The organism is Leptolyngbya sp. GB1-A1 (assembly GCF_039962475.1).
In the GTDB taxonomy this organism is placed as follows: Bacteria; Cyanobacteriota; Cyanobacteriia; order Elainellales; family Elainellaceae; genus Leptolyngbya_A.
Genome location: NZ_JAMPLI010000063.1, coordinates 1 through 22274 on the forward strand (window position 1 = coordinate 1; position 22274 = coordinate 22274).

10 protein-coding genes and 2 pseudogenes are annotated in these 22274 nt (G+C 47.1%); 8 read left to right on the forward strand and 4 right to left on the reverse strand.

The annotated features are described in order from the left end of the window. Positions 1-74: 74 nt before the first annotated feature. The 4 genes from NDI45_RS27545 to NDI45_RS27560 all read left to right on the forward strand — a co-directional run bounded on the left by NDI45_RS27545 (position 75) and on the right by NDI45_RS27560 (position 17636). Positions 75-10787 (forward strand): hemopexin repeat-containing protein, encoded by a 10713-nt coding sequence (locus tag NDI45_RS27545; protein ID WP_348249663.1) that lies wholly within the window; start codon positions 75-77, stop codon positions 10785-10787. A gap of 19 nt (positions 10788-10806) precedes the next feature. Then, complete coding sequence (locus NDI45_RS27550) at positions 10807-12510, forward strand: hypothetical protein (protein WP_348249664.1); 1704 nt, start codon at positions 10807-10809, stop codon at positions 12508-12510. Between the two features lie 45 nt (positions 12511-12555). Beyond that, positions 12556-13998, forward strand: a complete 1443-nt coding sequence (locus NDI45_RS27555) for a hypothetical protein (protein WP_206755124.1) — start codon at positions 12556-12558, stop codon at positions 13996-13998. Positions 13999-14216: 218 nt separating this feature from the next. Next, positions 14217-17636: a hypothetical protein gene (locus NDI45_RS27560; protein WP_348249665.1), complete on the forward strand. Its 3420-nt coding sequence runs from the start codon at positions 14217-14219 to the stop codon at positions 17634-17636. Positions 17637-17671: 35 nt separating this feature from the next. Here the strand turns inward: NDI45_RS27560 and NDI45_RS27565 are convergent, their stop codons facing one another. Further along, complete coding sequence (locus NDI45_RS27565; protein ID WP_199296872.1) at positions 17672-18994, reverse strand: pentapeptide repeat-containing protein; 1323 nt, start codon at positions 18992-18994, stop codon at positions 17672-17674. 81 nt (positions 18995-19075) lie between these two features. Beyond that, entirely contained in the window at positions 19076-19309 is a 234-nt protein-coding gene (locus NDI45_RS27570; protein ID WP_190794738.1) for a hypothetical protein, read from the reverse strand. Between the two features lie 4 nt (positions 19310-19313). Here NDI45_RS27570 and NDI45_RS27575 point away from each other — a divergent pair, with 4 nt between their 5' ends. From NDI45_RS27575 to NDI45_RS27585, 3 genes are all read left to right on the forward strand, one after another. Continuing rightward, positions 19314-19658: a hypothetical protein gene (locus NDI45_RS27575; protein WP_348249666.1), complete on the forward strand. Its 345-nt coding sequence runs from the start codon at positions 19314-19316 to the stop codon at positions 19656-19658. 45 nt (positions 19659-19703) lie between these two features. Next, positions 19704-19946 (forward strand): transposase, encoded by a 243-nt coding sequence (locus NDI45_RS27580; protein WP_206755123.1) that lies wholly within the window; start codon positions 19704-19706, stop codon positions 19944-19946. A 111-nt stretch (positions 19947-20057) separates the two neighbouring features. Further along, positions 20058-20486, forward strand: coding sequence for a hypothetical protein (locus tag NDI45_RS27585; RefSeq protein ID WP_348249667.1), 429 nt, complete (start codon positions 20058-20060; stop codon positions 20484-20486). Between the two features lie 90 nt (positions 20487-20576). Here the strand turns inward: NDI45_RS27585 and NDI45_RS27590 are convergent. Next, a pseudogene (locus NDI45_RS27590) lies at positions 20577-20677 on the reverse strand (IS6 family transposase); the annotation flags it as partial. Positions 20678-20933: 256 nt separating this feature from the next. Here NDI45_RS27590 and NDI45_RS27595 point away from each other — a divergent pair. Then, positions 20934-21863 carry an S-layer homology domain-containing protein gene (locus NDI45_RS27595; RefSeq protein WP_348249668.1) on the forward strand — a complete coding sequence of 310 codons (930 nt, stop codon included), beginning with the start codon at positions 20934-20936 and terminating at the stop codon, positions 21861-21863. A gap of 10 nt (positions 21864-21873) precedes the next feature. Here the strand turns inward: NDI45_RS27595 and NDI45_RS27600 are convergent. Then, positions 21874-22155: pseudogene (locus NDI45_RS27600) on the reverse strand (IS1 family transposase); the annotation flags it as partial. Positions 22156-22274: the final 119 nt, after the last annotated feature.

Genomic DNA, 22274 nt, shown 5'->3' on the forward strand with positions numbered 1-22274 from the left:
AGGCGTGAATCTTTCGACAGTAGAGCGAGCTCGTGAGAAGTTTGTCCACTCAGCGACGCTAGAAGAAGCCCTGAATGATCGCCCCCATCCCCCTAAGCCTCGCAAACTTGATGAAATCTCTGCACCAAGAATTCCCTACCCTCCCCGACGAATTTGTTTCTGGTATTGATGCAACACTGCATGGACAGGACGATCGCATCTATCTATTCCGGAGTGATGATTATGTCGCGCTCGATTCAACAACTAAAATCCCGATAACTGGAGACGCCCGTATAAAGTGGGGAAAAGTCTTAAATGGGATTGCCGATAACGGTCGAGTGGACGCAGCCTTTGTGGGACTGGATGGCTACACCTATCTGTTTTCGGGTGACCACTACGTGCGCTACTCTGGTAGCGACTATACGCAAGTGAACGACGGTTTTCCACGCAATATTGCCCAGGATTGGGAAGGATTGACCCGTGTTAATGGGGCAGTTGTGTTGGGAAATAAAACATACTTGTTTGGTACAAACCGTGAGAACGAAAGCATTTACACAAGCTACTCTACCCTACGTCGGGATGAAGATGATTACTTAAAAGTAGACGCAGTAGATTCCAACGCGAGAACCATTGAAACAGTACTTGCCAATCGTCCAGATGTAGACGAGATTGAAGTATTTCCTGCAACAGTAAACAATGCTTTTTGGAGCCTGCCGGAGAGCTTCATAGGGGGTGCTGCCGACTTTCGAATTGATGCGATCATGAATGGTCCTAATGGCAGGATCTATCTGTTTGCAGGTAACTATTACATTGAACATAACCACGCTAGTCGCTGGTGGTCGGAGCCGAAAATTCTCGCCGAGCAATTCGATCGCTCCTTGGTTGGTATTAACGAAGGTGATCACATTACCGCTGGTTTTACCGGTACCGACGGTAAAACTTATTTATTCTACAACTCTAAGTACCTGCGCTTTTCCGACCCCAACCTGCATAGGCTTGATAATGGCTATCCTCGCTTAACCAACAAGTTTTGGGGAAAGGTTCGTAACAATATCGACAGAACAGGTAAGGTTGATGCTGCTTTCGTGGTTGAATCTCGCTGGGAAGAACAGGCTGCTAACGGTCAGCTTGTTGATAGGACAGCAATGCATACTTATCTGTTCTCTGGCGATCAAATGTTCCGCTACGAAGGCAGCAACTACAGTACTGTAGAACCGGGCTATCCTCGTTCCACTCGCCGCTTATCCCAGGAACCTCGGTTTCGAGGAATGTCAGCTACTTTCCCTGATGGACTGGATGCGGCTTTTGCCGATCGACGCCAAGTTTATCTGTTTAAAGGAGATAGCTTTCATGTTGTCATTAGTGATGAAGATAACGACAAACATTATACCGATCACAACTTTGCCAATATTCAGGCAGTAACCCAGGAACGGGGTGTTAACTATGCGTTGAGCAGTGGTAGCTGGCAAAAACTCAACCACTTAGACGATCCCGTTTTGACCCTAACCCCTGCCACCCCACGGGCTGCACAAAAAGCTGAGGGCAAACTCGATGCTGCGATCAGTGCTATCGTGCGTGGTTCTGACGGTAAGAGCTACATCTTTGCCGGGGACAAGTACTACGATGTGGATTTAGGGCGGAGCTTTGCCATTGCTGATGTCTGGGGTCGATCGCGCAACCCGATTTATGACAATGAAACTATTGATGCTGCCTTTGTGGGGCGAGATGGGATTACCTATGTGTTCTCGGGTGAATGGTTCGTGCAGTACCGCTCTGGTAACTATGTGCAGCAGACAGTCATCTATCCTCCGCAACGCATCAGCGATAAATGGCAGGGACTGCGTCATGTTGCCCTGGCTTATGTGTGGGAAGAGGATACCTATCTATTTGAGCGACCCGATGCCAATGGTAACTTCCGTTATTTGCACTACACCGAGGATACTTACGATCGCCCTGAGCCTGGTTATCCACAAAAGGGTGATTACGGACTGTGGAACATTCCTGAAGCGTATCAGCAACAGAACTTTGACAGCATTGATGCTATTTTTGTACAGGATGACACGCTCATCTTCATCAGTGACCAGCGATTTATCAGTTTTAATCTCAACACTAGAACTTGGGGTTATCCACAACCTTTAGCCCTGCTCTACAGTGGTGTTCCCTTTAACCGAACCGACTTTAAAGAATTGAAATCGGGCTTTATTGGTGCGAATGGAACAATCTACTTATTCAGCCAGCACTGCTATGTGTCCTATGACAGTAGTACCAATACTTGGACAAACGTCACCTCGATTAAAGGTAACTGGGGCTTGCAAACTAACGTCCTCAGTCAGGGAGTTGATGCTGCCTGGGTCAGCAGTGACGGTGTTACCTATCTTTTTGCCAGAGATTCCTATGTGCGCTACAGCAGTCGAGATTACAGCTATGTAGACGAAGGGTATCCCAAAGCCATTGCAACCTATTTGCGTCAGGAAGCAGCCTTTGGGTTTATGTCCAGAGAGTTCCAATCCTACCTGGATACCCTGGAAGCCGAATACACCCAAGCCGATCAGCCCTTTGCCTTCTTCAACGGATTGCTCGATAATGGCCGCTGCCTATACTTTTTCACCCGTAATACCCTCTTTACTGGCAGCCCTAACAAATATGTGTTGTATGACATCGATGGTTTGGGTCACATTGACAATAATTTCACGGCGGGTGGCTACGTTGATGCGGCATTTGTTGATGCTGAAAATAAGCAGACTTACCTGTTTTCAGGAGAGCAGTACATTCGCTACACCGGCGATCACTATCGTTATATCGACGAGGGTTACCCCAAAATCATTGCTGAAAGCTTAGCCGCAGAATTGGGGCTAGCCCGCCTGAATGAAATTTATCGTGATGGTATTGATGCAGCATTCTACCTCTCCAATCTTGGGTTGGTACTCTTCAACGAACGCCGATATATCAACGTGACTACTGCTGATGATCGCACCCAGAGCAGCAGTGAAGGCGATATTAATCAGGTTTGGGGGAATCTTGACAATACCTTTGCTGCTTCCGATACCAAAGCGATCGATGGTGCCTATGTGGATCGCGACGGTGCCCTGTATGTCTTTAAAGAGCAGCAGTTTGTGCGGTATAGCGACACCACTGCCCTGTTTGCCCTAAATCCCTACAATGAAGCCTGCTATGTGGATGGGGAATACCCGCGCTACATCAAGGAAATTTGGCCCCAGCTAGACGCCACTATCCTGAAAGCAGAAGGGGTTGATGCTGTATTTCAATTCGAGGACGAAATCTACTTTCATACTGGCGTTAATTTTGTCACCTATAACCTCGACCTCAGCGACCACGATGAGCACAAGCCTGGGCAAGTCTTATCTTACCGCTGGGGAGAATGGTCAGATTACCTGTTGAGTGATGTACGTGCTATCAGCCGCTTCAAAGCTTTGGGGCAGCGCTTTACAGGAGGTGAGCTCACTTTAACAGAGCTGGTCAGCAGTGCTAAAGGCACCATATCAGAACCTTACATGCACTTTGCTGCTATCTTCGGATTTGAGAAGCGAGAGGTGCGTTGGGTTAAACAGCGGAATGCCTTTCTGCCTGCATCAGTGAATGATGTGGAAGAGGATTTTCAACTGGAATTGGTGCTGCGTCTCTACGACATTCTTGCTACGACTTGCCGTCTCCATGTGGATGTATCGGCCTTATATCACAGGGTTTGGCTACCACTTTATGGCAGCAATCCTGATGTTGAGGCTGCTGCTAAGGGGGCTTACGATGTTCTGGTTGCAATCAACTGTGATAATAACTACGCTACTCTCGTCAACCAGATCGTCAATGAATTGAATGTGCTCAAGCGGGATGCCTTGGTGTCCTACGTAATCGCTAAAGACCCCGATATCAGCACTACCCGTCAGCTCTATCAGAAATTACTGATCGACATTCAAATGTCCAGTGCCGCTGAAACTTCACGAATTGAGGAAGCGATCGGGGCTGTCCAGCTTTACTTGCACCGTTACTTTATTAATCTAGAAGACATTGCCCTGGATGCCGCTGATCAACAAGCTGCTCGTTTGATCCTGAAAGATCGCTGGCAATGGCTGCGAAACTATCGTGTGTGGGAAGCAAATCGTAGAGTCTTCTTATACCCCGAGAACTATATTCGACCTGAGTTACGCAATCCCAAAACTGCTGCTTTTCAGGCATTGCAGGATAGCCTGGCTCAAGGTGAGCTGACTGAAGCTACCGTTGAAGACGCTTATCTTAAATACCTTGATAGCTTCACTGAGGTCTCTGAATTAACTATTGCTGGAGGCTATGTTTACGACGATAACAGCTCAGGCACAGACGACAAAAAGTTGGTTCTTTTTGGACGAACCCGCACCGCTCCCATGCGCTATTTCTACCGCTTTGGCACGTTTGTGAACGGTGATAGTACTGTGGCTGTCTGGGAGCCCTGGGAAGAATTAGACATTAGCATCAAAGCGACCCGCGTAGAGCCAGTCTTTGCGTTTAACCGGGTGTTTGTGTTCTGGACGGCATTAGACGAAACGGCAAAAGATCCATCTGCAGGAAGTGTGGTGGTTAAAGACGTACCCGATAGCGGTGGCAAAAAAGAAGTGTCTTCCTCAGTCGAGATTGTCAGAGAAATCAAGGTCTATTTTTCCTTCTACAACCTCAACAAACGCTGGACACAACCCCAAACCCTGAAAACGACGTTTAATGATATTGCAGAGTTAACGTTCCCAAACCAGTTTATTTCCGATGTGGAACTTTTCGTTGAGAACTCTACTAAGCTAAAGCAGGCTGCAACCAACTATACATATGAAAACATCCACATCACTGTGCGCTTTTACCTGAGTGAAACGGCTACTCAAGAGGGACGCAAACTCAATTACCGAGCGTTTAACCTGATGCCCGAGCTGTATTCGCAGAAGGCGACGCAGCAAACCATTGACAACCGGGGTCAGATCATGTTCAAAGAGCTTTTCCCTAATGAGTTTGTTGCCCCTAAAAAGATCGAAGATGCCAATATCGTAAAGCTTAACTACAGTGACAACTCAATGGATGGCCCTTGGTTTGCCTATAACCATAAGGGATGTGGTTTCTTGGTTAAGCCAGATGCGAGCGCGCTATCCAGTAATACTCAGCTCGCCAGACCAAAAAACCTGCCTGGACTGCGTACAATGCCTGGTGCTCATATCACGGCTGCAGTACAGGTAGAGCAAGATATTTACTATTTTCTGGACAATCAGACCTACATCAAAACCTCTGCTGATCGCACAACGACTCCCACTGCCGAGCCTATCAGAAACCGATGGGGAATTGATGCTCCAAGCGAGATGGAAATCGGAGGTATTGTTGATTCGGCTTTTGTCATCAATGGTTGTAGCTATCTGACACTCAATGAACAGATTTACGAATACGATGGAGCGTCTTTTGATAGCTTGGTTAGAAAACCCTACGCCCTGTCAATACTGATTAGTAATTTGCCTAGCAATTGGAGCAAGATTGATGCTGGCTTTACGAATATCAATGGGGTTCACTTCTGGTTTAACAATGATTTAGGGGAGGTATTGCGCAGTGATTTTGGTACATCACAGGGCTCAATTCGTCACAGTTTTGGTCACCCTAGAGGCGACGCACTAGGCAGTGCAATCTTAGGAGCAGTTGTCTTTAATCGTGAGCTACATGTCATTCACAGAGATCCGATAACCAACGACGACTTGTATACCGTTTATACGACGATCGGCGACAACATTCAAAGCACTCAAAAGGAGAATACTACAGTTAAGATGGTTCTAGAAAGCCTCTTTGGCAGCTCAGTTGACAATGTTGAGCGTCAAGGCAATAAGTTGACCAACATGATGGTGATTGATGGGGGTATCTGGGTCGTTAACGCCAGTGGCGATCGCTACTATGTGAAGGATGGCAACAGCCAGGACTCAGCGCCAGGTCCTTTTGAGGGCAACCAGGATGACCAGAACTGGACCTCTGGCTTTAGCTATAGCGATGCAAATCACACTGTATACTACCTCGCTTTCTACAGTGAGTATGGTCGCATCAGCAACAACGGTAAAAGCTTTGCGAGAGCCTGGAGGAGAACGGGTACATCTAGTAATTATCAGTATGAGTCTGTAGACTTTGGTGGCAATAGTGGGTTGGATAGGGTTTTAGGGCAGTCGAACGATCGAATCGTCAGGGGTGAGCTTGACGAAGAATACGGCTTTGATGTTTCTACGCTCTACAACACAGATGTGACGATCAAAGGAGCCTTTACCACTGCCAACAGTAACTACCTAATTATCATCACTGATACGAATACATTCCACCTGTTTGATAACAGCCAGAGGCTCCCTGAAATTCTTGCCCAGTTGAAGGATAGCTCTGAAAGTAGAGATATTTTTGATCTCAGAGCATCTGTTTGTCTCGGCACCGCTCCTGTCAATGCAATTTGGCGATACAACCGAGTTGATACTGCTTTTATCGGTGCAAATAATTTGGGTGTTACCAACGCATTGTACTTATTCTGCGGCAACCAATACCTGCGGTTTACTCCTACAGCAGATGGCGAATTTAGCGGCACGGCAGACACTGGCTATCCCAAACAACTATCCACCAACAATGAAGGCTTTCCGCAATGGACACAGCTTGATGCAGCATTTACTTCGCCAGATCCTACTGCTGAGAGTCAATACATTTCCTATTTGTTTAACAACAGCACCTGTGCATATTACCGGAGTGACACAGCAGCGACTGGAACGACAGTAGGGGTTTGGGGAGTATTCCTAACAAACCTGGAGAAAACTCAGAAAGTCAATGCAGCTTACCTATCGGGTGGTAATTTATATCTGCTTGTCGATACTGAAGTTGGTGGTAAAAAAGGAACTGAATATTATCGCTACACTTTGCAATCGAGTGCTGGTAACAATGACCCGATTCCTCGCTACATCCATAATGATTATCCCCGTGCGTCTGTCAATTTTGACAATTTTATCAATGCAGCTTTTGTCTTAAATAAACACGTTTATCTATTCTCGGGCACGGAGTATTTTCGTCTAGGTGAAAATGCTCATGAACCTACCGAACTCAGTAAAAAGTCGTCAATTGCCGGTAGTTGGGGCAATATTCCCTCAGACATTCGAAGGTTTGGTCCTGATGCTGCGTTTCAGCATACTGATGCTAGTGGCAAGAAAACCTTGTATCTGATTCAAGGCGATCGCTCCATCTCTTATAACATGAGCGATGCGAATGAACCCAAACCCTACGAATTTGACAGCGTCAAGTACGAGATCATTCGTCTGACTTCTAGCACTGCTGAAGTACTTAATCAACTGCTGTTTGTGGGTGGCATTAAGAACCTGTTGCAAATGTCAACTCAGGAAATGGACGAGGTTCCGACCATCAGCTTTAATGATCCAAAACCGCGCAATATTCAACTGAACTCAGACAAGTTCGATACAGAACCGACAAACAACCACCTCGACTTTAATAGTGCCAACGGCATGTACTACTGGGAGGTATTCTTCCACGCTCCCTTCCTGATTGCACAGACCCTCAACACCAATCAGCAATTTGAGTACGCCAAACAGTGGTACGAATATATTTTCGATCCGACAGAAACCTCGGATTACTGGAAGTTTTTGCCCTTCCTGGCTGCTGACCCAAATGCGCTGATCTCTACCCTCAGTAATGACCTAGATGCCTTTGATGCCTTAACCCGCACCAAGAATACCGATGGGGATGAACACAGCCATAGTACGGTAATCGCTGCCCGTGAAGCGTTGTCAAGCCTTGCGGCAAAATTGGTATTTTATCAGGAAGTCTTTTTGGGTAAAACAGATATCACTTTTTACGAGACTTATGACCTAAAGCTGAAGACCGTTGCTAATATCAATGCCCTTGAACCAAATGGGAAGGGTTTAGTGATAGTTGCGAAAATCGGAGATTCTTATCACGTTCGCATTTTTGACAAACTTGAGCAAAGGGTCGTTGATAGGAGTGTGGATTTTTCAAACAATGAAACGCTGACTAGAGAATTACGTGAAGCGTTCAACACTCAGACACTCACAGCCACGAAAAAGGCAACACTTATCCACAACATTACATCAGCCATAGAGTTTAGCTATAAACTCGCCGACATTACCCGATGGTCTGCCTTTATCACTCTGGAATCTGCCATTGACAATCTCAATACAAGTGCCGCCACCATCAGTAGCAATAACCCGCTTTTGGTGAGGTGGCAAAGTGAAATGCAGGAAGTATTGGAGATTATCAAACAGCTTGATTATCGCATTGACCTGATGGGTAACTACGACGCACAACTCGCTGTTTATTTAGAAGATCCGTTTGATCCACATGCAATTGCAGCACTGCGTCCCCTGGCGTATCGTAAAGCGATCGTCATGAGCTACATCGATAACTTACTGGATTGGGGTGACATACTCTTCCGGCAATACACCCGAGAATCCATTCAAGAAGCAAGGATGCTCTACATTCTGGCTCATGACCTTTTAGGTGAAAAACCAAAGAACATGGGACAGGTCGTTCTAAGTCCCACGAAAGCCTACAAAGACTTTAAGCACTATACGGGCAATACAGGCAATGTTAAAGAAGACTACGACTTTTTGATTGACCTGGAAAACAGCCCTACAAGCAGTAGTATTGTCCCTTACGAACAGAGCCTGAGTTTTGCTGCAACTCAGTTTGATACCATTACAAATCCTTACTTTTTCATTAAGGAGAACGAACTCTTTACCGAGTATTGGACGCGGGTGGAAGACCGCCTTGCAAAAATTCGTGCCTGTCTGAACATCGATGGTGTGGCTCAACCACTGCCTTTGTTCCAGCCGCCGATCGATCCGATGGCACTGGTTGCTGCCGCGGCGAGTAAGGGAGGAATAGCAGCAGCAGCGATGGCAGGCGGTATGGTGAATGTATCAGATTACCGGTTTGATACGCTCATGGCGAAAGCCCGAGATCTGGCGGGCAAGCTAAAAAACTTGAGTGATACTCTGCTCTCAGCATTAGAGAAGCAAGACTCCGAAGAACTCAGCCTGCTGCAACATACGCAGGAGGAAATGATGCTCGATCTGGTTACAGTGCTAAAAGATCAGCAAATTCAAGAAGCAGAAAACTCCTTGCAAGATATGGAGACAAGCAAGCTTCGGGCTCAAGATCAGCTGAATCACTACACCAAGTTAATTGATGCTGGTTATTTGCCTGAAGAGCGTATTCAAATCGCGATGATGGGTGCGGCAGCCAGCGTGTATGGTATAGCGGTGTTAAGCAAGGTTGTTAGTGGTTTGTCCTATGTCCTTCCACAATTTACAGCCGGTCCCTTTAGCTTTGGTGTCACGTCCGGTGGGCAAAACGTTGGTGCTATGTTAGCTGAGTTTGGGGAAGCTAAAGAATCTTTGGCAGAAGGGCTAAGCATGGGTGGAGAGGCAGCTGGAGTCGTAGGACAATTCAAGCGTTCCACTGAAGATTGGGATTTGCAAAAGAAAATGGCTACTTGGGAGATGACGCAACTTGCTCATCAAATTGATGCCCAAATCTGCCGTATTGCAATGGCAAAGCAAGAGTTGCTGATGCACAAAAAGGAGATTGAAAATAGCAAGGCGATCGCCCAGTTTATGAAGAGCAAGTTCTCGAATGCAGAGCTTTATAACTGGATGAGCGGTAAACTCTCCGGTCTATTTTTCCAAACCTTTAAACTGGCGCACGACTACGCCAAGCAAGCGGAGCAGTCGTTCATCTTTGAGAAAGGACTCCAGGCAGGTAAAGTCAACTACATCACGGGGATGTACTGGGATAGCCAACGTAAAGGGCTGCTCGCTGGGTACTCTCTAGAACTGGATCTCGATCGAATGGAAAAAGCCTACGCTGAAACCGACAGTCGCCGCCTGGAAATTACAAAGAATATCTCTTTGTTGGAACTGGATCCTTTGGCGCTATTAGCTTTAAAGACTCAAGGGGCTTGCACCTTCCGCCTGAGCGAAGAGTTACTTGACTACGACTTCCCCGGTCATTACAACCGCCAGATCAAATCCGTATCCCTTGCCTTTGATATCGGTGAAGGACAAAGCGTGAACGCAACCTTGACCCAACTCAGCAGCAAACTGGTGATGGATACTGACATCAAAGCGGTGAAACACCTGATCGATCCTGCCAATGAGTCTACCCCGAACGTGCGAGCTAACTGGCGGGCTAGCCAGCAAATTGCCCTGTCTCACGTTGACCAGTACACCGAGAACAGCGGTATGTTTGAGCTGAACTTTGGGGATGAGCGGTATCTGCCGTTTGAAGGTACAGGAGCCGTCTCCACCTGGCGGTTGGAACTTAATGGCAAGAAGGGATCTTACAATCCGGCTGATTTGCTGGATGTCACAATTAAGTTACGCTATACCGCCAAACAGGGTGGCACTCGATTTGCCAATGAAGTCAAAGGCGTGCTCAAACCCTACAACGCTACCAGCTTCTTTGACATCGCTTATAACTTCCCTGATGAGTGGGCAGCGCTAACCTCTGGTGACAGTGATGAGGTCAACATTACTTTTACGCGGGAGATGTTCCCCAATATGAACAGCAGCAAAATTATTGGTTTGCTGATCCGTTACCAGTATGACGGCAGTAACAATAACGGCAGCAACAGCGGTGCGATCTTCACCATTAATGATCTATCCGCGCCCAATAATACTTATCTGCAACCCAGCACATTAAGCATTGGGCAGAAAGGAAGCGAGTGGATCTTCACATTGAAGGGTGATAGAACGGCTTTGCGAAATGCAGAGATGGTTTTGGTGTACAAGGCGAATGTTTAGTCATTGAGGAAGGTAAGGCATGAGTACTGCCAAAACCAAAAAGCTGATCCGCCGCAGGCAAAAGGGACCGTTGCAACGCTCTAGTGTACGGCGAAGTGTGACTAGTGGTAGGGCTGCGAATCGGACTCGATCGGCAACAGATAGTGCACTCTCTGGATCAGCTTTATCGCCATCTTTGGGAAGTGGTGGTAGTCAACGTGCGTCAACACCGGGGGCACTCACTCGCAGCCAAAGCACCCGCAGTTTAACACCAGGTCGTCCAGAAGCCCGACGGGCACGGGCAGATGCTAGAGCAGATACAAACCCTTATTCGCCACTGCAGGTGAGTAAGCCTGCTGCCCTAAAACGGCAGAATGCGAAGCGGGATCTCAATCCAACCCAGGGAAAACAGGTTAGTCCCAAGGGAAAACCCAAGCGGGACTTTGCGACGGGGCGCACGCTGTTTCCGGTGGAGGGTGATGGGGGCAAGATCCAATACTTGCCTGTCTCTAGTGAAGCAACCTCGCTTGAGGTGCAGAATGGTGCGTTTATACCCGATGCTGCGGTGCAGAAAGCCCCAGTCAATACTCTTGCCGACCTGACTACAGTGAAATCAGCTTCGCTACGAGACTTTGCCACGGGGCGCACGGTGTTTGCCACTGAAACGGCTGATGGGAAGCGGGAATATTTACCCAAAAGAAGCGAAGCCACAGCACTGGAACTCAGCCAGGGGAAATATGTCCCCGACGAGCAGGTGGAGGTTCCGCCCAAAGGAAACAAGGTACTCAACAAGCCTCCTCTGCGAGACTTTGCTACAGGACGCACGGTATTTGCAACGGCAGCAGTTGATGGTAGTACCGAGTATTTGCCCAAAAAAAGCGAAGCCACAGCTCTTGAATTGAACCAGGGACGCTATCTCAATGATGAGGACGTTACTGCGAAGGCTCCTTTGGGTGCAGAAAATGCCATGAGCGATCGCCCTCCCAAATACGACCTGGGCAAGGGGCGCAAGGTTTATCCAGTCAACACCCCGGAGGGTAAGACTATTTACCTGCCACGGAAAGGGGAAGCGGATGGGTTGGAGCTGGCGAAAGGGTTGTTTATTCCAGATGATGTGGTGGCGAACCATGAAAGCCAACGTCGCCGGACGGCACTGCGGGATGATGCAGCGGATGGGTTACAGCGGCGGGCACAACGAGCCGCCAAATTACCGGCTGGGGTCAATCGTCGGAATGATCGTGAGCCTCCAATTCCAGTACGGCAAGCGGAGGATGGGACACCACTTTGGGATGGGTTCACGCCGCCAGAAGTAAGTGAAGAAAAACAGCACGAAACGCTGAAAACCTTGAAGCCTAAATACGATATTGGCAAGGAGCGGATGCTTTACCCGACAGAAACGGCTCAAGGTAAGGTCGAGTATTTGCCGCTACATCGGGATGCTAGCAGCGAGGAGAAGTTTCTGAAGCGACATGCAGCCTTCGTGCCACCGGAACTGTTGGAGAATTTTTTAACGAATGCAGAGGCTCAAGGTGAGATTACGCGTCAGAGTTTTGTAACGAAACAGGGTGATGTTCGAGCTTATTCTCAGGAGGATATCAATAATGTATTTGAACAAGCACCGACTTTGGTATTGCGATCAGCACAGTTAGTAAGTGATAGTGCCCGGCAAACGCATGAATTGCAGCAGCGGTTCACTGGCACAGAAGTAGTCAGCAACAAAAATAGCGAACTTACTACCAAGTAACTCAAAACGACCTAGTGCACTCAACAACCTTTGAAGACATCAATTATGCACTCAGCACCCCGCCGCAAGTCCAGCAAAGAGAAATATCGTCCCGACAGTATTAAAAGCAGAGATGAAACACCGAGGGTGCGCACATCGCTAGCAGAGAGTGACGAAAGCAAAAGATCTAGCGAGGCTTCGAAGCAACGTACACCCTTACCTGAATTCTCTAGTGCCGATGAAACATCAATTCGACGTACTCTAGATCGGTCACACCCTAGGGAAGATACACTAGAAATTCGCAGCAAGTTTGCACAAGACAAAGAGCTAGAGTCCGAGGAACAATCACAAACCGAGAGGATAAAGACGCTTCGCGATCGGTTTTTTAATGATGCGAGCGCGGTAAACCGTGCAAGGCAAAATCCATTCAAACAGGGAGATATAAGACTCGAAGCTAAGAGTTTTTATCAGACAAAGTCATCACTAGCAGACGTAGTAAAAGAGCTCGATCAGATAGTTAAAGATGGCACACTCGATCGAGTGTCCACTGTGTTCGAGATGCTCAACCGTCTATCGACCAAGAACCCAGAGAAATACGAGAAATACAAGAGGTCGATCAACGAACTTAAAGCGGCGCTCATCGAAGAATCCGACGAACTCAAAGCGGCGCTCATTAAAGAATCCGTAAATCTATTAGGGTCGAAGGTACCAGATAATCTCTCAACCATGGATGACGGCGCAATTGCCGAGATATGGCGTGACAGAGACAGGGCAGCGATGTTGATGCAACGGATGAGTGCGGATGCAGTCCCACCACAACTCGCCTCAGAACTGCAGAATATCACTGACCAACTTCTTGCATCTGAACGTATGATCGTACTACGCAAGGCGAGAGAAGGTACGAGTGAGTCCCAGAGACAAGCCGCACGTGGGGATATTCCGGGTTTACATACTTATTTGGACAACGTTGCACAATATATCCGTAAGGGGCAGTACGACGATGCGTTAAAAAAGCTTGGAGACAGCGGCTTCTGGAAAGCACTTCAGCAGAATCTTAATGTCAGGGTCAATACAAAGCCAAAACGTCACCCCTTTTTGGAACCAAATATGTTAGCGGTAAGCGAGGACGGCAAGTCAGCAGAGGCCAGGGTAGAGAATTTAGGGAACCTAATTGAGATGGACAAGGGGGGAGGTGTAAATTGGGATCCGGAGAATGTCGTAGCCCTGCTTACAGCCCTAGAAGAGTTTGTGCATGCTTACCAGCATTTAACAGGGCTATTTCTCAGCCCTAGAACAGGGCTAGCGGTGAAGGACGGAGCCGTGGAATCGCAACTTGATGCAGAGGATCGATTCGGCATGTCGTGGGATGAGGTTGATGTGTATGCTTGGTTTCAAGACCAGGACTTGGGACGATTGATGGAGAACCGCACCACCCATCATGCCAACGGAAAGTACGTGGACGCATACGAAGAGCGCAAGGCGTTCCAGTCGTGGGTCGAGAGCAGATAATGTCTCATTGTGTCTCGTCAGTCGAAGTGACCGAGTCTAGCTGTAGAGAGGGGACAGTTCAACTAGTCAGACTACATAGTTGCATAATATGGTTACCGGGCTAATCGCTACCTCATCTGTCTCTCGATCGCCGCCTAACCAGACTGATCTGAACTATTCCGCCAAAACCCTCCTAACCCCCTCAACATTTGGAGCCATCGATCATGTTCTCAGGCAAAGTGAAAAAGCGTCGCGCTGCCAGTACAGGAGATTTGGATAGTGTAGCAGCAGATACTAACCATCGCCCTCAGTCTAGCAATCTACGCCGTCCAAAAACCACAGACGACTTGACTTCCACTACGCTTGACTTGAACTTTGCCCTCAAGCGCAGAGACACCGATCGCGATAATGACACCGATCGCACAGCTACCCCTTCATCAGCAGAACAGTCATCGTCAGATAGCCAATCTCTTCGCGCCAGCCGCCTCCGATCGATCCAGGATGATCAAGTTGCGATCGATGGTGCGGAAATAGAGCAGGCGATCGGCAAAACCAAGCGGCGATCATCTGCTGTACTACGTGACATTCAGAACAGAAATTTAGCCCTGATCAAGCGCGAGCCAGCCAAACCCAGCATTAATACAACCAAGCTCAAAAATCCTAACGTTCGTAGAGAAGCTGAGAAACTTGCTGGTCGCGTCGATAAGTTTCGGGGTGGCATTCTACAACTGGTTGCCCTCGGCGGGGACAGAGCCTTAGCCCGTGTAAACCTGGAAGCCGAACTGCAAAAAATCATTGACTTAGCCGACGCCAATGGCGATGTTCAAATGCTCAAGGATTTCTCAGATGGCACCTCGTTTAAAGGCAAACTCTCCCCCTTTGAACCCACTACTGAGAGTGGTCGCTCCTTAGTTAGAATGTTGCAGCTCTTCAAGGCTGTAGCAGGGGATGGCAGCTACAACACCGTGCGCACCAATATTGGACGACTTAAGACTGACGCGAGTGATCTACGTCAAATGGCGCGAGATACTAATTTACTGCAAGGATCTGAAAATGCTCAGTTTCTTGACCATACCCAGTACGTTGACGTTAGCCGATTGCTCCGCACTGCTGATAGCACAACTGCCAGGCAAATTAAAGAAATCACGCGCGAATGGTATCTTGAGCAAGCCAGCCTAATGAAGGCATACCGTGACCTGAACGGTAAAGACGCCGCTGTACAGAAAAAATTGGCGCTCACAATGCTGCAAGGCTTTGGCAAGGTGGCACCACTGGGCCCCCAAAAAGCTGAAGAACTGGGTGCTCAAGTTTCCCCTGTACTGAACGAGCAAGCTCTCTATTACCGCAGCGGAAAACTTATATTCAATCCTCTGCTCAACACTGTGCAGCAAGCCTATTGCAGTGCTATGGGCTTGGATGAAAATGCTGCACATCTGATCGACAACAGCACGTTTCGTGAGGTGCTGGCTCGTGAGTATGGAATGGAGGGAGTCAACACCAAAATTACCAGTCAGGCAGACTTTAGCAAGGCGCTTCAAGATCTCTTTAGTAACGCACAAAGGGGCGGGCTTCTAACAAACAATGTTGTTCTCGACATTACTGATTTGTTTCAACAAGAAGCGACACAACCCAAAGAAATTAATAAGATGAATGATGATCTGGAAAAAGCCTTTTTTGCTGAAGTAGCAAAGTTTCTGGCTACCCATCCTGACATGGACAAGAAGGTGTTCGCCAGCATCATGGAGCGCCTCCAGATTGGGGCAATGACCCGTTACAAAGGGGTAGATGTACTTCTTACCCCATATTTCTTAATCCGAACTCCTAGAGACAGCGATACTCCACTTCAAAAAGAGCTTTTACAAGCGGTTAGAGATAATGTTGGACTGCGCTCTTTGTCAGGAGAGTTTTTCGACTCTATCCAGCACAGCATGAGCCACTCAGGATACCTGCTTGATCCAATTCAGGCCAGGAAGGCGTGGTTGGAAGTAGAAGATCCCTCCACAGTTCTGAAAAAGCGGGGCCTTCAGTTAACGGAACTGGCAACTTCTGACAAACCCACCCCGAAAGTCTTTTCCAGCTTCAAAGACTTCACAAAGCATAAAACCTTCCAGCAGTTTGAGACACTGGCTAACACTGTTAATGCCCCACCGTATCTCAAAACTCTACCCACAGCTACTGTGAATTTGTTGCGAGGACTAGCAGCGTACAACGCTGACAAGGGGGGGATTGACAAAGCCATGCAGGATCAGGAACTCGACGAAGTTCTGCAAACGTCCTACTATCGTATGCTGAATGCAATGGCTAGTGCTGTGGATAGTCAAGCATTTTTGAAAACCTCAGCAAATCGCCCCACTTCCACTCAAATCAGTGAAGCCTATATCAATTTTCTGAACCAGGTGGAGGTGATTCAGCAACAGATTGCGACCCTTCTCTCCCTAGTGGAACCTTATAGCACCGATGCCTTTGGTGATAGTATCCGGGCTAGGCTGACGAATCCGTCTGACCCTATCATTCCGACCAACTTAGACAAGCCCGGTGTGCAGCTCAAACCCTCAGCCATGCATTGTTTGGCAAGTATTCTTTCCAGCGTTGAAGCCCTGAAAAAGAGCAACGAACTCAATGTTTGTGTGGTTAAAGACCATTACTATGAATCTGCTGGTGCCGTAACCGCCTCCGGCACGTATAGTGTGTCAAAGTTTGATGGGGATACCGTGCGGGGTTCTGATGGCATCAGCACAGTGCCCCTTGATCCGTCTACTATTCAAGGCAAGAAACCACTAGACCTTTATGTCTGCGACTTCCATCACAATATTTCGCTGGGTCGGAATCATTATCAGATTGAAAACCTTCAGCACCATGTAGACGAACTCTACCGCAACAACTTGGTAGCAGATAAATTCACCGTGGCGATCGACTGCACTATCGACTTTGTAAACTCCAAAGACGTACAGGCTTTCCTCGAACACAATAAGGATCGCATTGCGTCTGGCAAGCTCAATGTTGTTCTGTTCCGCAGTGCCCAAAAGTTCGATATGTTGGGGATGGATAATTATTACGGCGGCTTCACTGTCAACATTAATAGTCACAAAGCCTTTGCCGATTTCAATCAGCGGATGGAAACCCCAGAAGACCAACTCAAAGGTACGAGTCTCCAAGGGCTTTCTCACATCGGTGTCCATGCTTCTCAGGATACGGATGAGTATCACAAAGCCATTATGGACAATACAAAACGCTTCTATAATGCCCTGACTCCCGGTATGGTCTGGAGTCCAGGAACAACGTCTGTGATGCAGGTAGCCAAGACAGATGATCCCAATGCGGTGTTTCTTGACATTAAGTTTCCAGGTAATACTGATGCCGAGGATGCTTTTGTCGATAAGCTCAAAGAATTTGCCACTCAGGAGAAGTTACCCCTCACCGGGCGGGCTAGCTTTGGTTTTGCCACGTCTAACTTGAATCAGATTAGAGGTGAGAAAATCCGCCTTACCCCTGGGCTTGAAGGATCAGAGATACAGGATCGTTATATTGCCTTTTTTAATGCTGTTTATCAGCGTGCTAACGATGCCGCTGCAAGGGGTACTCAACAAGGATTGCAAGGGGACGCACTCAAACAGTTTATTGCTGGGGAAATTAAAAATATACCTCTCAAATCTATATAACCCTAACTGAGATAAGTAAGGCAGGTATTAACGCACTATTTCAGATTCTGGACATTTTTCATATACTCCCTTGCCTCATCTAATGTCTTGAAATTATCTGGATACCTATCCATCAAAACTTGAGGAAGTCGATCGCAATCTCGATTGGATAAATCTTTCATTCCATCAGGTAGATTCGCAGCGCAGAGAAGAGGTGGATTTAATCCTGTTAGTTGATCTCGGCTTAGTTCTTTGCTCTTGCTCAAATTTAAAGCGAGCAGAATAGCCTCCTGAAAATTAACACCACTCAGGTTAGCACCACTTAGATCAGTACCACTCAAGTCAACACCACTCAGGTCGGCACTGCTCAGGTCAGCATCATTGAGAATGGCGTGGCTGAGGATGGCATCGCAGAAGATAGCACCATTGAGATCGGTACCACTGAGGTCGGTATAACAGAGGTCAGCACAACACAGATCGGCACGACTGAGGATGGCATGGCTGAGCGTAGCACCACAGAGGATGGCATCACAGAGGATAGCGCTGCTAAGCCTAGCATTACAGAGGATGGCATCGCTAAGGTTGGTACGGCTGAGGTCAGCATCGATCAGAATGGCACCACTGAGGTTAGCACCAATCAATCTAGCACCGCAAAGGATAGCATCGCTGAGATCGGTATGACTAAGGTTAGCATCGGTAAGGTCAGCATCTGTTAAATTGATTTCGCTTAAAACAGCCTCTTTTTCTAAAGTCAGACTCGATAAAGATTCCCCCCGTGCTCGCAAATCTTCTAGAGCTGCAATCCTGGCACCACTCACCTTTTGCCCATAGGCTGCATAAACAACCTGCCATGCCTGATATTTTGCTTGCCGTGAACGTTTCGGTGATTCAAGCAAGAAAAGCAAAACAGCAAAGACGATCGCGAAAGTTGCTACCTTGCCAATTCCCCAAAGACCCGTACCCCAAGCCACACTGAGCCGTTGTTCCGGGATCAGCTCATCGAAATACCAGCGAACCCAATCCCCCAGAGAATCGCCATAAGGTGCATTAGGCAGAATGTCTCCGTCTCGCTTACGGATGCTCATCAGCTTTTTGTAATCGTCTGTCGTTTTCCCAAATCTTTTTGCTTCTCGTTGAATAAAGTCCTCACGAATGAATGGGTCTGTCGTCTCTCTCGCTATTTTTAGGCTTTCGTCTAGTTCTTTTAGCTCAGGACTGAGAGGGCTTCCAGGCTTACTTTTTGGTGGATAGAAAAGAGTCAGAAGTAGCCAAGTTAAAAGTAAAAGTGCTAGGAAGCTCGTTACTACTTTTAATCCCTTAATTCTAAGAAAGCCTGAACTCAGCCTTGTCTCAAGCATGCTTGAAACGATCTTGAACATGGAGCTCGGGAACTGGCTTCGGGACATTTGGGATTGCTAATACATGGTTAATAGGACTAGTTCTAATCTAATCCCTATTTATTAAATATCAAGCACCTTTATTAGTTGTGTTGCAAAAACTTCTTGAATGATAGATAAACTCCGTTTTTCGTTCATCAACGCACCATGAATTGTTTGTTTCAAATGAAGATGAATCTGTTTGTTTAGTTCTGGTGTGTACCCTGCTTGACTGACAAAACGGGAGGAAGCTGAAAGGAAAGCTAGAAGGGAAGCAGAGCATGATTTAGGCTGAGAAGTAACCACACCAATCAGCAAATCAATGTCTCCTACTTCCCGTCTTTATGATGCGCTGTCTCGATATTTGAGCCAATGTGACATTCAATGGCAAGATGCTCATCACCGACAAACGTTGTGTTGGATGATCATCGGCATAATTCAAAGCCAGAACGTGCATCTCAATGGGTTTGGGGTGTACGTGACAAGCCGTGCCCAAATTGCTCAATCCCATCAACGACGGTTTCGACGTTGGTTGTCCAATCGCCGCATTGATGTCGCTTCAGCCCATCATGCCTTGGTCAGGCAAGCCCTGTTGGGATGGGAGCGCGAACGCCTCTATCTGAGTCTGGATACAACCGTGGTGTGGAATTGTTTCTGTATTATCTAGGTGGGTGTCGTGTATCGGGGCAGAACCGTCCCAGTGGCTTGACGAGTGGTAGCGCACTCCAGCAGAACCGTCCGGTTGTGGACGATTCAAAGGGTATTGCGGCAAGCCCAAAGAATCTTGCCCGAGGGTGTGGCAATTGTTTTGTTGGCAGACCGGGGCTTTGCGGATGGCAAACTGATGAAGTACCTCCAGGAAAATCTGGGTTGGCATTTTCGGATTCGGATTAAACGTTCGTTTCAGTTTCAGCACCAGGGGCAATGGTGCAAAGTATCATCGGTGCACTTGTAGCCTGGACAGGCTTACTTCACGAGTGCGATATCAGTAGGCAAGACCAAGCCCTACCCCAACGTTTACCTGGCGTTTGCCCATGATAAGCAAGGCGGTGAGGATTGGACGATTGTGAGCGATGAGCCGACGAACTTGCAAACGTTTGCTCAATACCGCCTCAGGTTTCAGGTGAAGGAATCATTTTTGGATCTAAAGTCGAACGGATTCAATCTCGAAGCCTCCAGGCTGCGGGACAAATTTGCCCTGTCCCAGTTGTGCGGGGTGATCGCTTTGACAATGCTGTTTCTGGTACTGCAAGGGATGAATGTGTTACTGTCAGGCAAGCATCGCCGAGTAGATGCTCACTGGAATCGGGGCATGAGTTATCTCAAGCTCGGTTGGAATTGGATTCGCCTTGCCATCACCCAGCAATGGAAGATACAGGTTTATCCATTCCTCTCCAGTCTGCCTGACCCTCAACCTGCCATTGCTTCGAAGCGACAACAGAATGATGCTTTCGAGCGTGAATTTATCGTTCTCAGCCGTTTTCCAGCTTCTTAGTTCTGTCAGTCAAGCAGGGTGTGTACCTCAACACCACTCGTTAATCGTTGAGTGATCGACTTCCACTCCTCGCTCTTGCATCATTTTCTATAAGTTCCAGAACCTAGGCAGTAACGATAATACCACTGCATATTCAGCAAGATGATTTCTAATAGAAGATGCCGCTATTTAAAGAGATATAGAGTCAGTATGAAAACTCAGGAACAGGGGTTAAGCTTTCCCTCCTTACCGTTAGTCTGTTTTTGCGACACAACCTGAGTTTCTCTCAAACCAGTAAGAAGAATTGGTGCTGTGGTACTAAAATACCAACAAACACAGGTAAAGATAAATGTCTAAGAAATAGCTGTAATAATTACAGCATAAGGGATAAGACAATATAGTTAAAATAATCATGTTCTTCCCAAAAAACGAGCGAGGGGAGACTTGCTACAAGCCTTGAAGCCTATCATGATACCAAACCGCAAGAAGCGTTGTCCTAGCCGTGTAAAGTTTTCCCAAAAGAAACCTACAAAGTTTGAAGTTGTAGACAAACTTTTACTGACCCTTCTAATCTTAATTCCTTTGCTTTTTCTGCTAAATAGATTCTTCTCGGCAAAACCTGAACCATCTTCAACCATCTACGTTAATCCTAATAACGGAGACGATCGCAACAATGGCACCCAAACGAATCCCCTGAAAACGCTTGACCTTGCGTTGAATCAGGCTAAATCTCGGAACGATATTGATTATATAGCGCTTCCAAAAGACGCAGAGATCTTCAAGAAATCTCTTTCATGTACAGCCTTTAGTGATATTAATAACAACTGGGCCTCAGAATTTATTCAAGCTTTGGCGACTCAAGGTATTATTAAAGGCTATCCAAACTGTACATTTCAGCCAGATGCAAAGTTAACTCGTGCAGAGTATGCTGCTCTATTAACCCAAGCTTTCAATCTGCCAGAAACGCAAACAGTGAAGGATTTTGTCGATGTTCCTCCTGATTTTTGGGCGTATAATGCCATTCAGAGAAATTATAGTAATAAATTTCTAGTTGGACTGGGAGACAGTAATGACTTTAAACCTAACGACACTCTTAAACGTGTGGAAGTAGTTGCGCCGTTAGTTAGTGGTTTAAAGTTAGCTCCTGCAGGTGATAACACAAAGTTAAGCTTCTATGAAGACAGTACAAGCATTCCGGCATGGGCAACAGGACAGATTGCAACTGCTACTTCTAATCAACTCATTGTCAATTACCCTAATCCGAAAGTATTGAATCCTACCCAAGCTGCAACTCGTGCAGAAACAGTTGCCATGCTTTACCAGGCACTCGTTGAAACAAAGCAAATGCCTGCAATTAATTCAGTTTATATTGTTCCAGGTGATTACAACAGTTTTTAGATGAGTAGTACTACAAAAGTAATGATGCGTTGTAGTGATGGATGAAATACCAAATCGCACCAATGTGATTCTCTAAGGATTTGGAAAAGGATAAAGTTTTTCGCACTAAGCGAGACACCCGTTGCCGCAATGTGTTGTTGAACCGCTCAATGTAGCTGGTTTTTCCAGTCTCTTTACCCACTGCTCGATGACGCTTACTGGGTAAAACTGCTGCATACGCTGCCCAAAAGTCGGTGTAGGCGATCGCACATTGGCGATAGCGTGCAGGTAAGGATTGCCATACTTTGCGAGCTGCGGCGGTTGTGTCGCAAAAACTCACTAAAGACAATCGATACCTATCAAGGTCATTGTCTTAAGCAGCTACGCCAAAGAGTACTTCGATCAATTTGACCTGAGAGACAATATCCCCCC